This window comes from Serratia sp. CY37869 (assembly GCF_052168895.1).
In the GTDB taxonomy this organism is placed as follows: domain Bacteria; phylum Pseudomonadota; class Gammaproteobacteria; order Enterobacterales; family Enterobacteriaceae; genus Serratia; species Serratia ureilytica.
On the sequence record NZ_JBJNLU010000003.1, the window covers coordinates 621,749 to 639,126 of the forward strand.

Below are 17,378 nucleotides of genomic sequence, written 5' to 3' on the forward strand. Positions count from 1 at the left end.
GGTAAGCGCGGATTGGGAACCGAAGAATAAATAAAAATCAGTCAGTAGGCGCTTTGCGTCAGCCAAAATGCTGCCACAAGACCGTGCCCCAAACGAACAGCGCGAGTACGATCGCCAGCGACACCGCCGCCGATCCCATGTCCTTGGCCCGCCCGGACAGCTCATGGTGTTCGCTGCCGATGCGATCCACCACCGCCTCGATCGCGCTGTTCAGGATCTCGACGATCATCACCAGCGCCACCGATCCGATCAATAAAATGCGCGCTATCGCACCCACGTCCAGCCAGACAGCCAGTATGATAGCCAGGAGGGTCACCACCAGTTCCTGGCGGAACGCCGCCTCGTGTTGCCAGGCGGCGGAAAGCCCTTTATAAGAATAGCCGGCGGCCTTGATGATGCGGGTCAATCCGGTTGCTTGGTTTGCCATGTTTTCGTGCCTTTCTCAGAGGTCGGTCATAATAAAAAGAGTCTAGAACAGTCCGCGCTGACGGCTCTCGGTTTTCGAACACCACAGATCTGCTACCCGGTTTCTGGTATGCTTGCGGCGCATTGCTAACAAGAGGCTTCACGTTGTTATGTCAGGTTGGCGTAAAATTTATTATAAAATATTGAATTTACCACTTAAATTGTTGGTAAGAAGTAAGGTCATCCCTTCAGATCCGGTTACCGAGCTAGGGTTGGATCCCTCACGGCCGATTTTGTATGTTTTACCTTACAATTCCAAGGCGGATTTGCTGACGCTGCGCACCCAGTGCCTGGCGCAGGATCTGCCCGATCCGCTCAACGCGCTGGAGATCGACGGCACCGTGCTGCCGAGCTACGTGTTCATTCACGACGGCCCGCGCGTGTTCCGCTACTACACCCCGAAAGAAGAGTCGGTAAAGCTGTTCCACGACTACCTGGATCTGCATCGCAGCAATCCGGATCTCGACATTCAGATGCTGCCGGTTTCGGTCATGTTCGGCCGCTCGCCGGGCCGCGAAGGCCACGGCACGCCGCACCTGCGTCTGTTGAACGGCGTGCAAAAATTCTTCGCCGTGCTGTGGCTCGGCCGCGACAGCTTCGTGCGCTTCTCCAACACCGTTTCGCTGCGCCGCATGGCCACCGAACACGGCACGGATAAAACCATCGCGCAGAAACTGGCGCGCGTGGCGCGCATGCACTTCTCGCGTCAGCGCCTGGCCGCTGTAGGCCCAAGCCTGCCGGCCCGTCAGGATCTGTTCAACAAGCTGTTGGCGTCCAAAGCGATCGAAAAAGCGGTCGAGGACGAAGCGCGCAGCAAAAAGATCTCTCACGAGAAGGCCCAGCAGAACGCCATCGCGTTGATGGAAGAGATCGCCGCCGACTTCTCCTACGAAACCGTGCGTCTGTCCGATCGCGTGCTGAGCTGGACCTGGAACCGGCTGTATCAGGGCATCAACGTCACCAACGCCGAGCGCGTGCGCCAGCTGGCGCAGGACGGCCACGAGATCGTCTACGTGCCCTGCCACCGCAGCCACATGGACTATCTGCTGCTGTCCTACGTGCTGTATCACCAGGGCCTGGTGCCGCCGCACATCGCCGCGGGCATCAACCTCAACTTCTGGCCGGCCGGCCCGATCTTCCGTCGCCTGGGCGCGTTCTTCATCCGCCGCACCTTCAAGGGCAACAAGCTTTACTCGACGGTGTTCCGCGAATACCTCGGCGAGCTGTTCACCCGCGGTTACTCGGTGGAATACTTCGTGGAAGGCGGCCGCTCCCGCACCGGGCGTCTGCTGGAACCGAAAACCGGCACCCTGTCGATGACCATCCAGGCGATGCTGCGCGGCGGCGCCCGTCCGATCACGCTGGTGCCGATCTACATCGGCTACGAGCATGTGATGGAAGTGGGCACCTACGCCAAAGAGCTGCGCGGCGCCACCAAGGAAAAAGAGAGCCTGTTGCAGATGCTGCGCGGCCTGCGCAAACTGCGCAATCTGGGCCAGGGTTACGTCAACTTCGGCGAACCGCTGCCGTTGACCGCTTACCTCAACCAGCACGTGCCGCAGTGGCGCGAGTCGATCGATCCGATCGAAGCTCAGCGCCCAAGCTGGCTGACGCCGACGGTCAACGATCTCGCCGGCCAGATCATGGTGCGCATTAACAATGCCGCCGCGGCCAACGCCATGAACCTATGTTCCACCGCGCTGCTGGCCTCGCGCCAGCGTTCGCTGACCCGCGAACAATTGCTCGAGCAGCTCGAGTGCTACCTGCAGCTGATGCGCAACGCGCCTTACGCGCATGACGTCACCGTACCGACGCAGACGCCGGACGAGCTGCTGGATCACGCGCTGAACATGAACAAGTTCGAGGTGGAAAAGGACAACATCGGCGACATCATCATTCTGCCGCGCGAGCAGGCGGTGCTGATGACCTATTACCGCAACAACATCCACCACCTGCTGGTGTTGCCGTCGCTGATCGCCAGCATCGTCATGCATCATCGCCGGGTATCGCGCGCCGAACTGCTGCGCCAGATTGGCATGATTTACCCGATGCTGAAAGCCGAGCTGTTCCTGCATAACGACAAGGAGCAGCTGCCGGACGTGCTGCGGCCGATGATCGACGAGCTGATCCGCCAACAGCTGATCTGCGACAAAGGCGACGAGCTGGTGCTGAACCCGGCGCGCATTCGCCCGCTGCAGCTGCTGGCCGCCGGGGTGCGCGAAACCCTGCAACGCTACGCCATCACTATGTCGATCCTCAGCGCCAACCCGAGCATCAACCGCGGCGCGCTGGAGAAAGAGAGCCGCATCATGGCACAGCGTCTGTCGGTGCTGCACGGCATCAACGCGCCGGAGTTCTTCGACAAGGCGGTATTCTCCACCCTGGTGGCGACGCTGCGCGAAGAAGGCTACATCAACGACAGCGGCGATGCGATCCGCGAGCACACCCTCGAGGTGTACAACATGCTGAGCGATCTGATCACGCCGGAAATCAAGCTGACCATCGAAAGCGTCAACATGCCGGAAGAGACCAACGCTCTGCCGCAAACCGATGCGCAAGAAGAGAAAGACGAGTGATTTCGCCCGGCGCGGAAACACAAAAGGCACCCCGAGGGGTGCCTTTTTTCTTGCTGCAGGAAACCGTTACGCCGGCAGATAGCTGAGCGCGATGCCGATAAACACCACCAGCCCGACATAATTGTTCTGCAGGAAGGCCTTGAAACAGGCCTCGCGCTCGCGCCCGGCGATCTGCTTCTGCTGGTGAATGAACAGCGCGCCCGCCAGCAACAGCGACCAGTAAAACGCCCCGCCGAGCTGCGCCAGATAACCGACCCACACCAGCAGCAGCAGCGTCGCGAACTGCAACAGCCCGACGATCAGCTTGTCATAACGCCCGAACAGGATAGCGGTGGACTTGATGCCTATTTTCAGATCATCGTCGCGATCGACCATCGCATACAGCGTGTCATAGGCCACCGTCCAGCAGATGTTCGCCAGCAGCAGCAGCCAGCAGCTGAGCGGCAGCGATTCGCTGACCGCCGCATAGCCCATCGGAATGCCCCAGCCGAACGCGGCGCCCAGCACGAACTGCGGCAGGTTGGTCACCCGCTTCATAAAAGGATATACCCAGGCCAGCGCCAGCGCCGCCAGCGACAGCCAGATGGTCATCGCATTCAGCGTCAACACCAGGCAGAACGAGATCAGCACCAGCACCACGAACAGCACCTTGGCCTCTTTCGCGCTCACCCGGCCGCTCGGCATCGGCCGCCCGGCGGTGCGCTTTACGTAGCCGTCCACCGCGCGATCGGCGTAATCATTCACCACGCAGCCGGCGGCGCGCATCAGGAACACGCCGAGCACGAACACCACCAGAATCGACAGCGGCGGCACGCCTTTCCCGGCCAGCCACAGCGCCCACAGCGTCGGCCACAGCAGCAACAGCGTGCCGATCGGTTTATCAATGCGCATCAAATGGCTGTAAGCCCGCCATTTACTTTGAGTCACGCTTCCCTCCAACGTCTTGCTCTCCTCTCTTATGCGGGAACCGCTGAATACAGCGGCGAAGCCGGTAAAAACAGTTCGGTCAGCAGCAGCGGCTTGCCCGCCAGCCGCAGCCGTGAACGACGCGCCCACAGCGCGTCCTGCCGGCCGATATGGATATAGTCGCGGGTCAGATCGCCGCTGCTGAACAGATAGCGCCCGAGCGGCAGCGTCCCCAGATCCACCAACGCCTGATCGGGGCCGGTCAGCGTATGTTCCGGGATCACCGTGCGCCCCAGCAGCCAGGGCTGGTCGTCGCCCAGCAGCACCACTTCGCGCAGCCAGTAGCGCGGGCTGTCGGGCAGGTGGTTCGCCTCGTCGCCCAGCGCCTCGCGCGTGACGAAGCATTCGCGCTGCGGTTCAACGCGCACCTGGGCGCAATGGCGTTCAAATCGGCGGGTCATGGAGCCTAACTCCATCAGCCAGTCGCTGACGACGGCGGGCGCCGGAGGATCCTGTTCGGATAACCACTCCAGCGGCGGCAGGATGGAATCCCTGATGCCAGACATTGCTTTACTCCTCGCCTGAACCGCAGCCGGTACGGCGCGCCAGACGATACAAACTGTTAACAGGCCCCCATTGTAGCGCAGAAATGCGAAAGCGGCAGGCTGATTCGTGGCGAAAACGGCAGGCCTATCGGCCGGAAAAACCGGGGTTCTGTCATCTTTTTGCCATCCGCATTCTCTATCTTCATTTCCCGGCGCGCTGACGATTCTGTGATCGCCCGCAAAGTTTCAGCTTCCTCGCGTTGTGTTATCTACGCGCGTAGATACCCTGATACAGCAGCGTTGAATCGCCATGCGTCCGACATGATTTGTCGGCACACCTTTGTTGCCGGCACCAGGGAAACCATCTTTAACCGCGCCCCTCCAGGCGCAGAACAAAAGAGGATAGCACTGCCATGAGCGAAACAACGCTTGCCCCTTCACAGACCGCCGACACCGCGCTGGCGGCCGATGAACGCCTGGCGACCAAAGAGGGGCGCAGCCAATTTTGGCGCGCCACCTTCTCCTGCTGGCTCGGCACCGCCATGGAATACGTCGACTTCGCGCTGTACGGCCTGGCGGCCGGCATGGTGTTCGGCGACGTGTTCTTCCCGGAAGCCACGCCGCTGGTGGCGCTGCTGGCCAGTTTCGCCACCTACTCCGTCGGCTTCGTCGCGCGGCCGATCGGCGCGCTGGTGTTCGGCTGGATCGGCGACCGCAAAGGCCGCCGCGTGGTGCTGATCACCACCGTGGCGCTGATGGGCCTCTCCACCACGCTGATCGGCCTGATCCCGTCCTATGCGCAAATCGGCGTCTGGGCGCCCGCCTGCCTGGTGATCCTGCGCTTCGCGCAGGGGTTCGGCGCCGGTGCGGAGCTGTCCGGCGGCGCGGTGATGCTGGCGGAATACGCGCCGGCCAAGCGGCGCGGGCTGGTGGCGTCGATCATCGCCATCGGCTCCAACAGCGGCACCCTGCTGGCGTCGCTGGTATGGCTGCTGGTGCTGCAGCTGGACAAGGAAGACCTGATGAGCTGGGGCTGGCGCATTCCGTTCCTCGCCAGCATTCTGATCGCCGGGGTGGCGCTGTACCTGCGCCGCCACGTGCGGGAAACGCCGGTGTTCGAACGCGAGCTGCAGCAAAACCACCAGCGCATGCTGGACGCCGCCCAGGCCGCGCCGGATACGCGCAGCTACCTGCAACGTACCAAAGCGTTCTGGGTGATGCTCGGCCTGCGCATCGGCGAAAACGGCCCTTCCTACCTGTGCCAGGGCTTTATCGTCGGCTATGTCGCCAAGGTGCTGATGGTCGATAAATCGGTGCCGGCGTTGGCGGTGTTGATCGCCTCGCTGTGCGGGTTCCTAGTGATCCCGCTGGCCGGCTGGCTGTCCGATCGCTTCGGCCGCCGCATCACCTACCGCTGGTTCTGCCTGCTGCTGGTGCTGTATGCCTTCCCGGCGTTCTGGCTGCTCGACAGCCGTGAACCGGCTATCGTCATCTCGGTGATCGTGGTCGGCATGTGCATCGCGTCGCTGGGGATCTTCGGCGTTCAGGCGGCCTACGGCGTCGAACTGTTCGGCGTGAAGAATCGCTACTCCAAGATGGCGTTCGCCAAAGAGCTCGGTTCGATCCTCTCGGGCGGCACCGCGCCGCTGATCGCCACCGCGCTGCTGTCCGGTTTCGGTCACTGGTGGCCTGTCGCCTGCTATTTTGTTGTAATGGCGGCCATCGGCTTAATCACCACCTTCTTTGCTCCCGAAACCCGCGGCCGCGATCTCAACCTGCCGCAGGATGCCGCGTAGCGAGAAGGCGAACAGGACCTCAATTTGGATAATCACTCCGCGCGACGCGTTACCCGCGCCGACGTGGCCCGCGTAGCGGGCACCTCCGTCGCCGTGGTCAGCTATGTGATCAACAACGGCCCGCGCCCGGTGGCGGAAGCCACCCGGCTGCGCGTGCTGGCGGCGATCGAGCAGACCGGCTACCGGCCGAACGACATCGCGCGGGCATTGGCCTCCGGCAGCACGCAAACCTACGGGCTGGTGGTGCCGGATATTTCCAACCCGTTCTTCGCCACGCTGGCGCGGGCGCTACAGCAGGAGGCCTTCAGCCGCGGCCGCGTGCTGCTGCTGGGCGACGCCGGCGATGACCGGCAGCGCGAGTATGAGCTGATCAATAACCTGCTGCGTCGCCAGGTCGACGGCCTGCTGTACACCAGCGTCGATCGCCATCCGTGGTTCGAGCTGATCCGCGCCTCCGGCACGCCCTGCGTGATGATAGACACTATCGACAGCCAGGCCGGCGTCTGCGCCATCCGCGTCGACGAGCGCGACGCCGCCTGCCAGGCGACCCGCCATCTGCTGCAGCACGGCTATCGCGACATCGGCATTTTTATCGGTCCGCTAACCATGCTCAACGCGCAGGATCGCCTGAACGGTTGGCGCGATGCGCTGCTGGAGGCGGGCATTGCGCCGCGCGACGAGTGGATTTTCGAGGCGCCTTACACCCGCCAGGGCGGCTACCAGGCCACCCAGCGCATGGTGCAAGGCCCGCGCCCGCGCGCCGTTTTCACCTCCAACGAGCAGCAGGCGCTCGGCTGCCTGTCGGCGCTGGCGGAGCATGGGTTGCGCGCGCCGGACGATCTGGCGCTGATCTGTTTTAACGGCACGCAGCAATCCGAATTCAGCGTGCCGCCGCTCAGCGCGGTCGAGCAGCCTATCGACGCCATGGCCAAGCGGGCCATCGCCATGCTGGCCGCCGGCGCCGCGCCCGCCGAGCTGCATGAATTCGCTTTTCAACTGCGCATCCGCCGCTCGTGCGGCTGTTAGCGGTTTTTCAGGACACCTTCTATGCGTTTGATCATTGATTGCGATCCCGGCAACGGCGTTCCCGGTGCCAACGTCGACGACGGCCTGGCGCTGGCCCTGGCGCTGGCGGCCAAACCGCAGCTGCAGCTGGAACTGATCAGCATCGTGGCCGGCAACACCCCGCGCGAAGTGGGCTTCGCCGTCGCCAGCGAGCTGCTGGCGCAAAGCGGCTACCAGGTGCCGGTCGCCCTCGGCGCGGCGCGCGCCCTGATCGAGCCGCCGGAGCCATGGCGCGCGCATCTGGACCGCCCGATCGCCGATCCGAAGCTGGCAGCGCTGTGGCGCGACTTGCCCGCGCCCTCACTCGCCAACGCGCCCGCACCGGACGCCGCCATCGCCATCGGCGAGCTGATCTGCCGCCATCCCGGCGAGATAACGCTGGCGGCGATCGGCCCGCTGACCAACGTTGCGCACGCCATGCAGCTGTACCCGCAGATGGCGCAGGCGGTGAAAGAGATCGTGATCATGGGCGGCGTGTTCAACGTCGAGGGATACATCAAGGACACCAATTTCGGCCTGGATCCGGAAGCTGCGCGGCTGGTGCTGAACAGCGGCGCCGCTATCACGCTGGCGCCGCTGGACGTCACCACCCAGACCATGCTGACCCAGGCGGATCTGGCCGCACTGACGCAGCCGGATACGCCGCTGTGCCGCTATTTGCGCGCCACCACGCAGCCGTGGATCGATTATTCGCGCCATACGCGGCGCCTGCCGGGCTGCTGGATCCATGATGCGCTGGTGATCGCCTGGCTGCTGGCACCGCAGCTGGTCACGACCGAGATGTTCCATGTGGATGTGGCGCTGGAAGGGGCGCTGACGCGCGGCAGCTCACGCCGTTGGCGGCCGGACAGCCTGCGCCTGACGGTCGGCATGCCGCCGCCGCAGGGCAAGCCGGTGCGCATCATGCAGCAGGTCGATAACGCCCGTCTGCTGGCATTGATCGGCGCAACGCTGGCCCGCGGATGAAAAAAGGTGCGCCAAGGCGCACCAATCATCGAGCCAGCATCGGCAGCGTCGGGTGTTACCCCTTGCCTTTTACGCTGCTGATAAACGTTTTACGCGCAGTGGTCGAGCCCAGTTTCTCGGCCTCATTCATCAGTTTCAGCGCCTTGTCGATATCGCCCGCCTTCACCGCCTGCTTGATGCCGTTATTGAAGTAGCTTTCGGTATCGTTGAGCATCGGCTCCGCCGGTTTCTCCGGCGTCGGTGCAGGCGCCGCCACGGTGGCCGGTGCGGTTGATCCCACCACCACCGGCGCCACGGTCGGCGCAGGCTGCAGCATGCCGATCATCACGTTGCCGGTGCCCTGTTCCGCGGTCACCTTGAGCTTCAGCGTGCCGGTCGTCGCGTGGCCGGCGATCGGATCCGGGATATCCGGCACTGCGTTGCCCACGCCCTGTGCGTAGGCCTTGGCCGGGTTAGTCAGCTGCGTGGTTTTCGCCAAATCCTGACGGGTGGTGTACACCAGCAGGTAAATCTGTTTTTGACCGAGCGCCGGCGTCAGTTTCAACGTGCCTTCGAGGCGATCGGAGGACATCGCCCCCGGCGGCTGGTAAGGGAAATAGCTGCTCGGGTAATACGCCGCCGGGCGCAGATGCTCGTCCAGCACCAGCACGCTCGGCGCGTACAGCGAATTGTTCTTGGCGAGGCTGCTCAGCGTCACTTCCAGCGAACCGCGATCGGCCGGCAGCGTATAGGCGGCGATCGCCCCCTGAATGTCGCCCTGATTGAGCTGCGGGCTAACGGCGTCGAGCTTCACTTCTTGCGACACCGGCGGTTGCAGCGGCTGCCACGGCAGGCTTTGCAGCGTGGCGGCGCTGATGGCCGGGGCGACGGAAACGTTGGCCGGCGTATCGGCGTTGGCCGCCAAAGGCGCGCCGACGGTCAGCGCCAGCGACAGGCAGAGTGACAGCAGATTCTTTTTCATCGTTATATCCTCTTTCAGCACCGCGGCGGATCAGGCAAGAGATCGGGCCGCGGCGAATGCGGTTGGGGGAGAGCCGGCGGCCCTCCCCGTCCTGTCGTTACCACCAAATTTCCATCTGGGCGCCGAAGGTGACTTCGTCATCCTTGCCGCGGCTGAAGGTATGCATGCTGGTGTCGTTGTAAGCGGTGCCGGCGTTATACCCGGTGTCATCGCCGGTGGCGTAGCCCCACTTCTCGTCCCACTTGGCGTAGGTGGCGAACAGGCGGATGGCCGGACGCGACCAAATGCTGTTGCCCGCCTGCCATTGCTGCGCCAGGGTCACTTTATACTGGCCGTTGCGATCGCCGGTGCGCTGAGATTTGACGTTGTCGTAGCCGGCTTCCAGCAGGGTGCTCATGATCGGCGTCCATTTGTACATCGGGCGCACGCCCACGGTGTACCAGGTGGTGCCGTTGTTGTTGTCGCGGTCAATGTCCTGGAACATGGCGACGTACATCAGCGCCCACTGATCGTTGAAGTCGATGGCGCCGTGATCCAGCACGCGGATCATCTTGCCGTTGTTATCGATGGTGGCGCCTTCGTTGCGGCCGTTGTTCTGCGAGGTCATCGAGTCGGTGGCGTACTGCAGCACGAATTTGTTGTAACCGTTCAGGATGCTTTGCGTGTGTTCGGCGGTGAACATCCAGCCGTCTTTGCTGGCGCCGTCGGCCAGGCGGTAGTTATCCTGCGCATTGGCTCGGCCGTAGTCCACGCCCAGCTCCAGGGTGCCGCCCGGGTTCAGCTCCAGCCCGGCCAAGCGCACGTCGAAGGTATCGTTGACGGTCGGACGCTGTTTCCATTCGTTATCCAGGTAGCCGTAAGAGCCGCCGGATTCCGAGTTGCGGGTCACGGCGGCGGACAGCTTGCCGAAGCCCAGATCGATGTTTTCCAGACCGGCGCCCGGGCCGGAGATATCCCAGTAGTAGAAGTCGATCATGTGAACGTCATGACGCTGATAGAAACGCTTACCGGCCCACAGCGTGGAGCCCGGCAGCCACTCGATCAGGTTTTTACCCTGCACGTTCACTTCGCGGAAGCCCGGGGTCACGTCTTCCCAGTCAGAACGCTGCGAGACCGAGTAGGCCAGGTTGGTGTCGAAATAGAAGCTCTTGTCGCCCTCTTTCCACACTTCCTGCCCCAGTTTCAGTTCGGCGTAGGTTTCGCACTCGTTGCCGAGACGGTATTTGCTCGCGGCGCCGGTGGCCTTGAAGCACTGTTGCTCACCGCCGCTGCCGGTCCAACCGATGCCGGAACGGGCGTAACCGTGGAAATCCACGGCCAGCGCCTGAGTAGAGAGAACACCGGCGGCGACAGCCAGTGCCAGAGGAAGTTTGCGCAGAGTAGTCATCATTATTCTCCTGTTATACCGACTTTGATGCTTTAAACGCCCGGCTCCTGGTGCAGCCGTTTACATGCCGTACCGTCTTCACGGAACAGGTGGCAGCGGTGAGGCGGCAGGCCGATGGCGAATGTGGCACCTTCTTCTACCAGCACCACGTCATTCTGGCGGTACACCAGGTTTTGACGGATGGCCGGGATTTGGATATGGATTTGCGTCTCGTTGCCGAGCTGCTCCACCACCTGCACGTCGCCGGTAAGCCGCACTTCAGAGGCTTCGCCGGGCAGCAGATGTTCAGGGCGAATGCCCAATGACAGGTTGGCGCCGGGTTGGACGCCCGCGCCTTCCACCGGCAGCCAGACCAGCTGGCGGTTGGGCAGTTCGACCTGCACCTGTCGCGGCTCCGCCGCGGTGACCTTGACCGGCAGGAAGTTCATCTTCGGTGAGCCGATAAACCCGGCGACGAAGCGGTTGGCCGGGTAGTGATACAGCTCCAGCGGCTTGCCGACCTGCGCCACGCGACCGGCGTCGAGCACCACGATCTTGTCGGCCAGCGTCATCGCTTCGACCTGATCGTGGGTGACGTAAATCATGGTACGCTGCAGGCGCTTGTGCAGACGGGAGATCTCGATGCGCATCTGCACCCGCAGCGCGGCGTCGAGGTTGGACAGCGGCTCGTCGAGCAGGAACACGTCCGGCTCGGCCACCAGCGTGCGGCCGATCGCCACGCGCTGACGCTGCCCGCCGGACAGCGCCTTCGGCCGCCGATCGAGCAGGTGCGCCAACTGCAGCACCTCGGAAACCTGGTTCACCCGTTGATTGATTTCCGCTTTCCTGGCGCCGGCCAGCTTCAGGCCGAACGACATGTTGTCCGCCACCGACAGGTGCGGATACAGCGCGTAAGACTGGAACACCATGCCGATGCCGCGCTCGGAAGGCGGCACTTCATTCATGCGTTTCTCGCCGATCAGCAGGTCGCCGGAGGTGATGTCCTCCAGCCCGGCGATCATGCGCAGCAGCGTCGATTTGCCGCAGCCCGACGGCCCGACAAACACCACAAACTCGCCGTCTTCGATGGTCAGATTGACGTCTTTGGAAATCACGGCCTCACCGAAGGCCTTATAAACGCTGCGCAGTGTCACGCTAGCCATGCGTTACTCCCCTGCTTTCGCAGTTAACATGTCGTGTGAAAATGGCGGAGGCAAAGCCCGCCAAAACCCATTGATGACCCTCTTGCTGCGCGCCGTGCTGCCATGCCAACGGCAAGGTCGCCTCAGACGGCGCGGCCGCCTGAGTATAAGGCTGCAGGTTTATCAGCGCTTCAAGGCATTGATCCTGATGGGTAATAAGTAAGCGCACCACGCCATCGCGCTGGCTGACCGCGCTCAGCTCGCCGCGCTGGAAAAGCGGCGAACGGCGCAGGGCCAGCAGCGTCTGGCAGTAACGCAAGGTGGAGTGGCTGTCGTGCTGTTGGCGACTGATGGCCAACGCGCGGTGTTCGATCGCCACCTGCTGATACCAGCTGACTTCGCCGGCGGTGACCTGTTCGGGCGCTTCATGCCACGGCATCGGCGTTTGCGCGCCGCGCGGATCCTGCAGGCCGGCGGCGTGCGGCAGCCCCAGCTCCTCGCCCTGGTACAGGCAGATCGGCGCCGGCAACATCGCCAGCAGCGTCAAAAAGGCGGCGCCGGAACGCAGGTCGCCCTGCCCCCAGCGGCTGACCACCCGAGGCTGATCGGCGTCGCCGGTGCTCCACAGGCTGTCCGCCAACGTGGCGCGGCGGGCGTGCAGCACCGCCACCAGCTTTTCCGCGCTGAACGGCATCACGTCGAGCGCCAGCGCGCCGTGGGCGAACCGCTGCACGTCGGCGGCATGACGAACGCGATGGGCTTCGTCGGCGTACCACAGCGTCAGCCCTTCGCCCGTCACCGCCGTTTCGGCCTCCGGCGCCAGCGTCTGCGGCAGCAACAGACCGTCGATCGACAGCGCTTTCAGGTACGGCAGCGCCGCCAGCATGCCGTGCGCGTCGCCCACGCCGTCCCCGTTTCCGTCACGGAAACTGGCCGGATGGATCCGGTACAGGGTGGGCTGAGTGGCGATAGGCATTGACGACATAAATCCGGTATCCCTGCTGCGCGTGGCGTTGAAAATCGATGGGCCGATAGTGCGGGAGTCGCCGGAAAGGGTAATCATCCGTAACAGGATTTTTCATGGGGGAGGAGACGGGAGGATGAGAGAACGACCGCGGCGATGAGAAGTTCCGCGCTTAAGGCAAATCTGTGATCAAGCCGGCAAAAATCGCCCCCCTATTTTGTGCCTGACGCCACAGAATAGAGCGCAACGTTAACTGGATCACACTCCTCATCTCAGGGGCGTAGAGGGGGGGAGGATGAGAATATGTCGCGTTGTGACCCACTATGATCGCGAAACGTCTCTCCTTGATTTATGTGCCCACAAAAAGAAGGACTGGATTATGACTCGCAGCATTACCCTCGCCCGTACGCTGGCGCTCTCGGCACTGGCTACTCTGGTGCTCTCTTCTTCCGCCTTCGCCAAGATAGAGGAAGGCAAACTGGTTATCTGGATCAACGGCGACAAGGGCTATAACGGCCTGGCCGAAGTCGGCAAGAAATTCGAAAAAGACACCGGCATCAAAGTCACCGTCGAGCATCCCGACAAGCTGGAAGAGAAATACCCGCAGGTGGCCGCCACCGGCGACGGCCCGGACATCATCCTCTGGGCCCACGATCGCTTCGGCGGCTATGCGCAGTCCGGCCTGCTGGCCGAAGTCCACCCGTCCAAAGCCTTCCAGGACAAGCTGTTCCCGTTCACCTGGGATGCCGTGCGCTATGACGGCAAGCTGATCGGCTACCCGATCGCCGTCGAAGCGCTGTCGCTGATTTACAATAAAGACCTGGTCAAACAGCCGCCGAAGACCTGGGAAGAGATCCCGGCGCTGGACAAACAGCTGCGCGCCAGCGGCAAAAGCGCCATCATGTGGAACCTGCAGGAACCCTACTTCACCTGGCCTATCATCGCCGCCGACGGCGGTTATGCCTTCAAGTATGAGAACGGCAAATACAACATCAAGGATGTCGGCGTCGCCAACGCCGGTTCGCAGGCCGGCCTGCAGTTCATCGTCGATCTGGTGAAAAACAAACACATCAACGCCGATACCGATTACTCGATCGCCGAAGCCGCGTTCAACAAAGGCCAGACCGCGATGACCATCAACGGCCCGTGGGCCTGGAACAACATCGAGCAGAGCAAAATCAACTACGGCGTGACGCTGCTACCGACCTTCAAAGGCAAACCGTCCAAACCGTTCGTCGGCGTACTGACCGCCGGCATCAACGCCGCCAGCCCGAATAAAGAACTGGCGACCGAGTTCCTCGAGAACTATCTGCTGACCAACGAAGGGCTGGCGAACGTCAACAAAGACAAACCGCTGGGCGCGGTGGCGCTGAAGTCCTATCAGGAAACGCTGGCCAAAGATCCGAAGATCGCCGCCACCATGCAGAACTCGCAAAACGGGGAGATCATGCCGAACATTCCGCAGATGAGCGCTTTCTGGTACGCCGAACGCAGCGCGGTGCTCAACGCCGTCAGCGGCCGCCAAACGGTGAAAGCCGCGTTGGACGATGTGCAGACCCGTATCACCAAGTAATGTCGTCGTGCGGGGCGCCGTGGCGCCCCGCCGTTGCTTCACAGAAAGGAACGCCCTATGCAATTCGCTCACGCCGGGACGCCCGCGCGTAAAAAATCGAAGTGGTGGCAAAGCGACGCGCTGAAATGGCTGGTGGTCGGCCTGTTCAGCCTGGTGACCTGCTACCTGATTGTGTTGATGTATGCACAGGGTGAATACCTGTTCGCCATCCTGACGCTGATCCTGGTCAGCGCCGGGCTTTACGTCTTCGCCAACCGCCGCGCCTACGCCTGGCGCTATGTGTATCCCGGCGTCGCCGGCATGGGATTGTTCGTCCTGTTCCCGCTGATCTGCACCATCGCCATCGCCTTTACCAACTACAGCAGCACCAACCAGCTGACGTTTGAGCGCGCGCAATCGGTATTGATGCAGCGTCAGTTCCAAAGCGGCAAAACGTTCACCTTCGGCCTCTACCCGGCGGAAAACCAGCGGTGGCGCCTGCAGCTGACCTCGCCGGACAGTGAACAGCCGCTGATTTCCGGGCCTTTCCGCCTCGACGCGACGCCGCCGCTCCCCCTGAAATTGACGGCCCAGAGCGCCGCGCCGCAGGGCGAACCCGCCACGCTGCGGGTGATCACCCAGAACCGGCAGGCGCTGAGCCAACTGGTGGCGCAGCTGCCGGACGGCGATGAATTGCGCATGAGCTCCCTGCGCCAGTTCTCCGGCACCCGTCCGCTGTATGCGCTGGACAAAGACGGCAGCACGCTGACCAATAACCAGACTCAGGTGCGCTACCGGCCGAACGGCGACATCGGCTTCTATCAGGCGATCAACGCCGACGGCGGCTGGGCGCAGGAAACCCTGAGCCCAGGCTATACCGTCACCACCGGCTGGAAAAACTTCCTGCGGGTGCTGCAGGACGAGGGCATCAAAAAACCGTTCGTGTCGATCTTCATCTGGACCCTCGTGTTCTCGGTGATGACGGTGATCCTTACCGTGGCGGTCGGCATGGTGCTTGCCTGCGTGGTGCAGTGGGAGGCGCTGAAAGGCAAGGCTATCTACCGCGTGCTGCTGATCCTGCCCTATGCGGTACCGTCGTTCATCTCGATCCTGATCTTCAAAGGCTTGTTCAACCAGAGCTTCGGCGAGATCAACATGATGCTCAGCCACCTGTTCGGCATCAAACCGGCCTGGTTCAGCGATCCGCTCACCGCCAAGAGCATGATCCTGATCGTCAACACCTGGCTCGGCTACCCGTACATGATGATCCTGTGCATGGGGCTGCTGAAGGCCATCCCGGACGATCTGTACGAGGCCTCGGCGATGGACGGCGCCAACCCGTGGCAAAACTTCTTCCGCATCACCTTCCCGCTGCTGATCAAGCCGCTGACGCCGCTGATGATCGCCAGCTTCGCCTTCAACTTTAACAACTTCGTGCTGATCCAGCTGCTGACCAACGGCGGCCCGGACATGATCGGCACCACCACGCCGGCCGGCTATACCGATCTGCTGGTCAGCTACACCTACCGCATCGCCTTCGAAGGCGGCGGCGGGCAAGACTTCGGGCTGGCGGCCGCCATCGCCACGCTGATCTTCCTGTTGGTGGGCGCGCTGGCGATCCTGAATTTGAAAGCCAGCAAGATGAACTTCGATTAGGGAGAATAACGATGGCCATGGTTCAACCCAAATCCCAGCGCCTGCGCCTGTGGATGACCCACATTTTGATGCTGTGCTTTATCGCCCTGATCATGTTCCCGCTGCTGATGGTGGTGGCCATCTCGCTGCGCGCCGGCAACTTCGCCACCGGCAGCCTGATACCGGAAACCCTCTCCTGGGATCACTGGCGGCTGGCGCTCGGCTTCAGCGTCACCCACGCCGACGGCAGCGTGACGCCGCCGCCGTTCCCGGTGCTGCTGTGGCTGTGGAACTCAGTCAAGATCGCGACGATCACCGCCATCGGCATCGTGACGCTGTCCACCACCTGCGCCTACGCCTTCGCCCGCATGCGTTTTCGCGGCAAGAGCACGCTGCTGAAAAGCATGCTGATCTTCCAGATGTTTCCAGCGGTGCTGTCGCTGGTGGCGCTGTACGCCTTGTTCGATCGCCTGGGCCAGTACATTCCGTTTATCGGCCTCAACACCCACGGCGGCGTGATCTTCGCCTATATGGGCGGCATCGCGCTGCATGTCTGGACCATCAAGGGCTATTTCGAAACCATCGACAATTCGCTGGAAGAGGCGGCGGCGCTGGACGGCGCCACGCCGTGGCAGGCGTTCCGGCTGGTGCTCCTGCCGCTGTCGGTACCGATTCTGGCGGTGGTGTTCATTCTGTCGTTTATCGCCGCCATCACCGAGGTGCCGGTGGCGTCGCTGCTGCTGCGCGATGTAAACAGCTACACGCTGGCGGTGGGCATGCAGCAATATCTCAACCCGCAGAACTACCTGTGGGGCGATTTCGCCGCCGCCGCGGTGCTGTCGGCGATACCGATTACCGCCGTGTTCCTGCTGGCGCAGCGCTGGTTGGTGGGCGGCCTGACGGCCGGCGGCGTGAAGGGGTAATTTGTGCCACTGCAGTGCGTTTGATGTTTTTCCGCGATAGCGGCAATCCTGTGTCTTTGGCGGCCTTTGGCCGCCATTTTTATCGCTACTCCCGTTTCAGCCGATCGGTGTTGGCCAGATAGAGCGTCACCACCAGCACCAATATCGCCGCCGCGTAGATCAGGGTGTCGATGGGATTTTTGTGATCCACGATAATCAAACGAATAATCGCGGTAATGCCGATATAAATAAAATAGCGCAGCGGGAAATGATAACCCGACTCAAAATACTTGACGATCAAGGCGATAAATTCAAAGTACAGAAAATAAATCACGATGCCTTCAATCAACAGGTAAGAGGACGACTCTTCGCTGTTGATAAATAACACCTTCGCCAGATGGATGGTTTCCTTGACCAGAAACACCACCAGAATTGCCGCCAGCAGCAGAAGGCCCACGTTCAGCACTCGCTGCAGCCCTTTCGCTATCATTATCGAACGCGACGTTTTTGCCATAAAACCTCTCTCTGAATACCGCT

15 protein-coding genes are annotated in these 17,378 nt (G+C 62.2%); 7 read left to right on the forward strand and 8 right to left on the reverse strand.

Annotation, left to right across the window (positions count from 1 at the left end):
• Positions 1 to 58 precede the first annotated feature (58 nt).
• A complete protein-coding gene (locus ACJ8J1_RS18505) occupies positions 59 to 427 on the reverse strand; it encodes a diacylglycerol kinase (RefSeq protein ID WP_015379225.1) in 369 nt (122 codons plus the stop codon).
• Between the two features lie 148 nt (positions 428 to 575).
• Here ACJ8J1_RS18505 and plsB point away from each other — a divergent pair, with 148 nt between their 5' ends.
• Positions 576 to 3,041, forward strand: a complete 2,466-nt coding sequence (gene plsB / locus ACJ8J1_RS18510) for a glycerol-3-phosphate 1-O-acyltransferase PlsB (RefSeq protein ID WP_033644405.1) — start codon at positions 576 to 578, stop codon at positions 3,039 to 3,041.
• 66 nt (positions 3,042 to 3,107) lie between these two features.
• Here plsB and ubiA read toward each other — a convergent pair whose 3' ends face one another.
• Both ubiA and ubiC read right to left on the reverse strand, forming a co-directional pair.
• Positions 3,108 to 3,980: a 4-hydroxybenzoate octaprenyltransferase gene (ubiA, locus tag ACJ8J1_RS18515; RefSeq protein WP_025304455.1), complete on the reverse strand. Its 873-nt coding sequence runs from the start codon at positions 3,978 to 3,980 to the stop codon at positions 3,108 to 3,110.
• A gap of 17 nt (positions 3,981 to 3,997) precedes the next feature.
• Positions 3,998 to 4,513 carry a chorismate lyase gene (gene ubiC / locus ACJ8J1_RS18520; protein WP_033644404.1) on the reverse strand — a complete coding sequence of 172 codons (516 nt, stop codon included), beginning with the start codon at positions 4,511 to 4,513 and terminating at the stop codon, positions 3,998 to 4,000.
• 392 nt (positions 4,514 to 4,905) lie between these two features.
• Here ubiC and ACJ8J1_RS18525 point away from each other — a divergent pair, with 392 nt between their 5' ends.
• Genes ACJ8J1_RS18525 through ACJ8J1_RS18535 form a run of 3 tightly spaced genes read left to right on the forward strand, consistent with a single transcriptional unit; the run spans position 4,906 to position 8,319 of the window.
• Positions 4,906 to 6,288, forward strand: a complete 1,383-nt coding sequence (locus ACJ8J1_RS18525; protein WP_033644402.1) for an MFS transporter — start codon at positions 4,906 to 4,908, stop codon at positions 6,286 to 6,288.
• A 24-nt stretch (positions 6,289 to 6,312) separates the two neighbouring features.
• A complete protein-coding gene (locus ACJ8J1_RS18530; protein WP_033644401.1) occupies positions 6,313 to 7,314 on the forward strand; it encodes a LacI family DNA-binding transcriptional regulator in 1,002 nt (333 codons plus the stop codon).
• A gap of 21 nt (positions 7,315 to 7,335) precedes the next feature.
• Positions 7,336 to 8,319 carry a nucleoside hydrolase gene (locus ACJ8J1_RS18535; protein WP_033644400.1) on the forward strand — a complete coding sequence of 328 codons (984 nt, stop codon included), beginning with the start codon at positions 7,336 to 7,338 and terminating at the stop codon, positions 8,317 to 8,319.
• A 55-nt stretch (positions 8,320 to 8,374) separates the two neighbouring features.
• On the opposite strand, the gene malM is transcribed toward ACJ8J1_RS18535, so the two are convergent.
• From malM to ACJ8J1_RS18555, 4 genes are all read right to left on the reverse strand, one after another.
• Positions 8,375 to 9,280: a maltose operon protein MalM gene (malM, locus tag ACJ8J1_RS18540; RefSeq protein WP_033644398.1), complete on the reverse strand. Its 906-nt coding sequence runs from the start codon at positions 9,278 to 9,280 to the stop codon at positions 8,375 to 8,377.
• Positions 9,281 to 9,377: 97 nt separating this feature from the next.
• Positions 9,378 to 10,667: a maltoporin gene (locus ACJ8J1_RS18545; RefSeq protein WP_025304461.1), complete on the reverse strand. Its 1,290-nt coding sequence runs from the start codon at positions 10,665 to 10,667 to the stop codon at positions 9,378 to 9,380.
• Positions 10,668 to 10,699: 32 nt separating this feature from the next.
• Positions 10,700 to 11,809 (reverse strand): maltose/maltodextrin ABC transporter ATP-binding protein MalK, encoded by a 1,110-nt coding sequence (gene malK, locus ACJ8J1_RS18550; protein ID WP_033639259.1) that lies wholly within the window; start codon positions 11,807 to 11,809, stop codon positions 10,700 to 10,702.
• Positions 11,802 to 12,773 (reverse strand): alpha-amylase family glycosyl hydrolase, encoded by a 972-nt coding sequence (locus ACJ8J1_RS18555; RefSeq protein WP_033644904.1) that lies wholly within the window; start codon positions 12,771 to 12,773, stop codon positions 11,802 to 11,804. The genes malK and ACJ8J1_RS18555 overlap by 8 nt, the downstream gene beginning before the upstream one ends.
• Positions 12,774 to 13,131: 358 nt before the next feature.
• On the opposite strand from ACJ8J1_RS18555, the gene malE reads away from it, so the two are divergent.
• The 3 genes from malE to malG are packed head-to-tail and all read left to right on the forward strand — an operon-like array spanning position 13,132 to position 16,862.
• Complete coding sequence (malE, locus tag ACJ8J1_RS18560; protein WP_033644397.1) at positions 13,132 to 14,325, forward strand: maltose/maltodextrin ABC transporter substrate-binding protein MalE; 1,194 nt, start codon at positions 13,132 to 13,134, stop codon at positions 14,323 to 14,325.
• A 57-nt stretch (positions 14,326 to 14,382) separates the two neighbouring features.
• On the forward strand, positions 14,383 to 15,960 hold the full coding sequence (gene malF, locus ACJ8J1_RS18565; protein WP_033644396.1) for a maltose ABC transporter permease MalF: 1,578 nt from the start codon (positions 14,383 to 14,385) through the stop codon (positions 15,958 to 15,960).
• Positions 15,961 to 15,971: 11 nt separating this feature from the next.
• Positions 15,972 to 16,862 carry a maltose ABC transporter permease MalG gene (gene malG / locus ACJ8J1_RS18570; RefSeq protein WP_033644395.1) on the forward strand — a complete coding sequence of 297 codons (891 nt, stop codon included), beginning with the start codon at positions 15,972 to 15,974 and terminating at the stop codon, positions 16,860 to 16,862.
• Positions 16,863 to 16,947: 85 nt separating this feature from the next.
• Here malG and psiE read toward each other — a convergent pair whose 3' ends face one another.
• Positions 16,948 to 17,355 carry a phosphate-starvation-inducible protein PsiE gene (gene psiE, locus ACJ8J1_RS18575; RefSeq protein WP_015379238.1) on the reverse strand — a complete coding sequence of 136 codons (408 nt, stop codon included), beginning with the start codon at positions 17,353 to 17,355 and terminating at the stop codon, positions 16,948 to 16,950.
• Positions 17,356 to 17,378 lie beyond the last annotated feature (23 nt).

Bases quoted from the DNA above. Each gene is read 5' to 3' on its own strand.
- ACJ8J1_RS18505 (WP_015379225.1), bottom strand. From the start codon at position 427: ATGGCAAACCAAGCAACCGGATTGACCCGCATCATCAAGGCCGCCGGC.
- plsB (WP_033644405.1), top strand. From the start codon at position 576: ATGTCAGGTTGGCGTAAAATTTATTATAAAATATTGAATTTACCACTT.
- ubiC (WP_033644404.1), bottom strand. From the start codon at position 4,513: ATGTCTGGCATCAGGGATTCCATCCTGCCGCCGCTGGAGTGGTTATCC.
- ACJ8J1_RS18525 (WP_033644402.1), top strand. From the start codon at position 4,906: ATGAGCGAAACAACGCTTGCCCCTTCACAGACCGCCGACACCGCGCTG.
- ACJ8J1_RS18535 (WP_033644400.1), top strand. From the start codon at position 7,336: ATGCGTTTGATCATTGATTGCGATCCCGGCAACGGCGTTCCCGGTGCC.
- malM (WP_033644398.1), bottom strand. From the start codon at position 9,280: ATGAAAAAGAATCTGCTGTCACTCTGCCTGTCGCTGGCGCTGACCGTC.
- ACJ8J1_RS18545 (WP_025304461.1), bottom strand. From the start codon at position 10,667: ATGACTACTCTGCGCAAACTTCCTCTGGCACTGGCTGTCGCCGCCGGT.
- malK (WP_033639259.1), bottom strand. From the start codon at position 11,809: ATGGCTAGCGTGACACTGCGCAGCGTTTATAAGGCCTTCGGTGAGGCC.
- ACJ8J1_RS18555 (WP_033644904.1), bottom strand. From the start codon at position 12,773: ATGTCGTCAATGCCTATCGCCACTCAGCCCACCCTGTACCGGATCCAT.
- malE (WP_033644397.1), top strand. From the start codon at position 13,132: ATGACTCGCAGCATTACCCTCGCCCGTACGCTGGCGCTCTCGGCACTG.
- malF (WP_033644396.1), top strand. From the start codon at position 14,383: ATGCAATTCGCTCACGCCGGGACGCCCGCGCGTAAAAAATCGAAGTGG.
- malG (WP_033644395.1), top strand. From the start codon at position 15,972: ATGGCCATGGTTCAACCCAAATCCCAGCGCCTGCGCCTGTGGATGACC.
- psiE (WP_015379238.1), bottom strand. From the start codon at position 17,355: ATGGCAAAAACGTCGCGTTCGATAATGATAGCGAAAGGGCTGCAGCGA.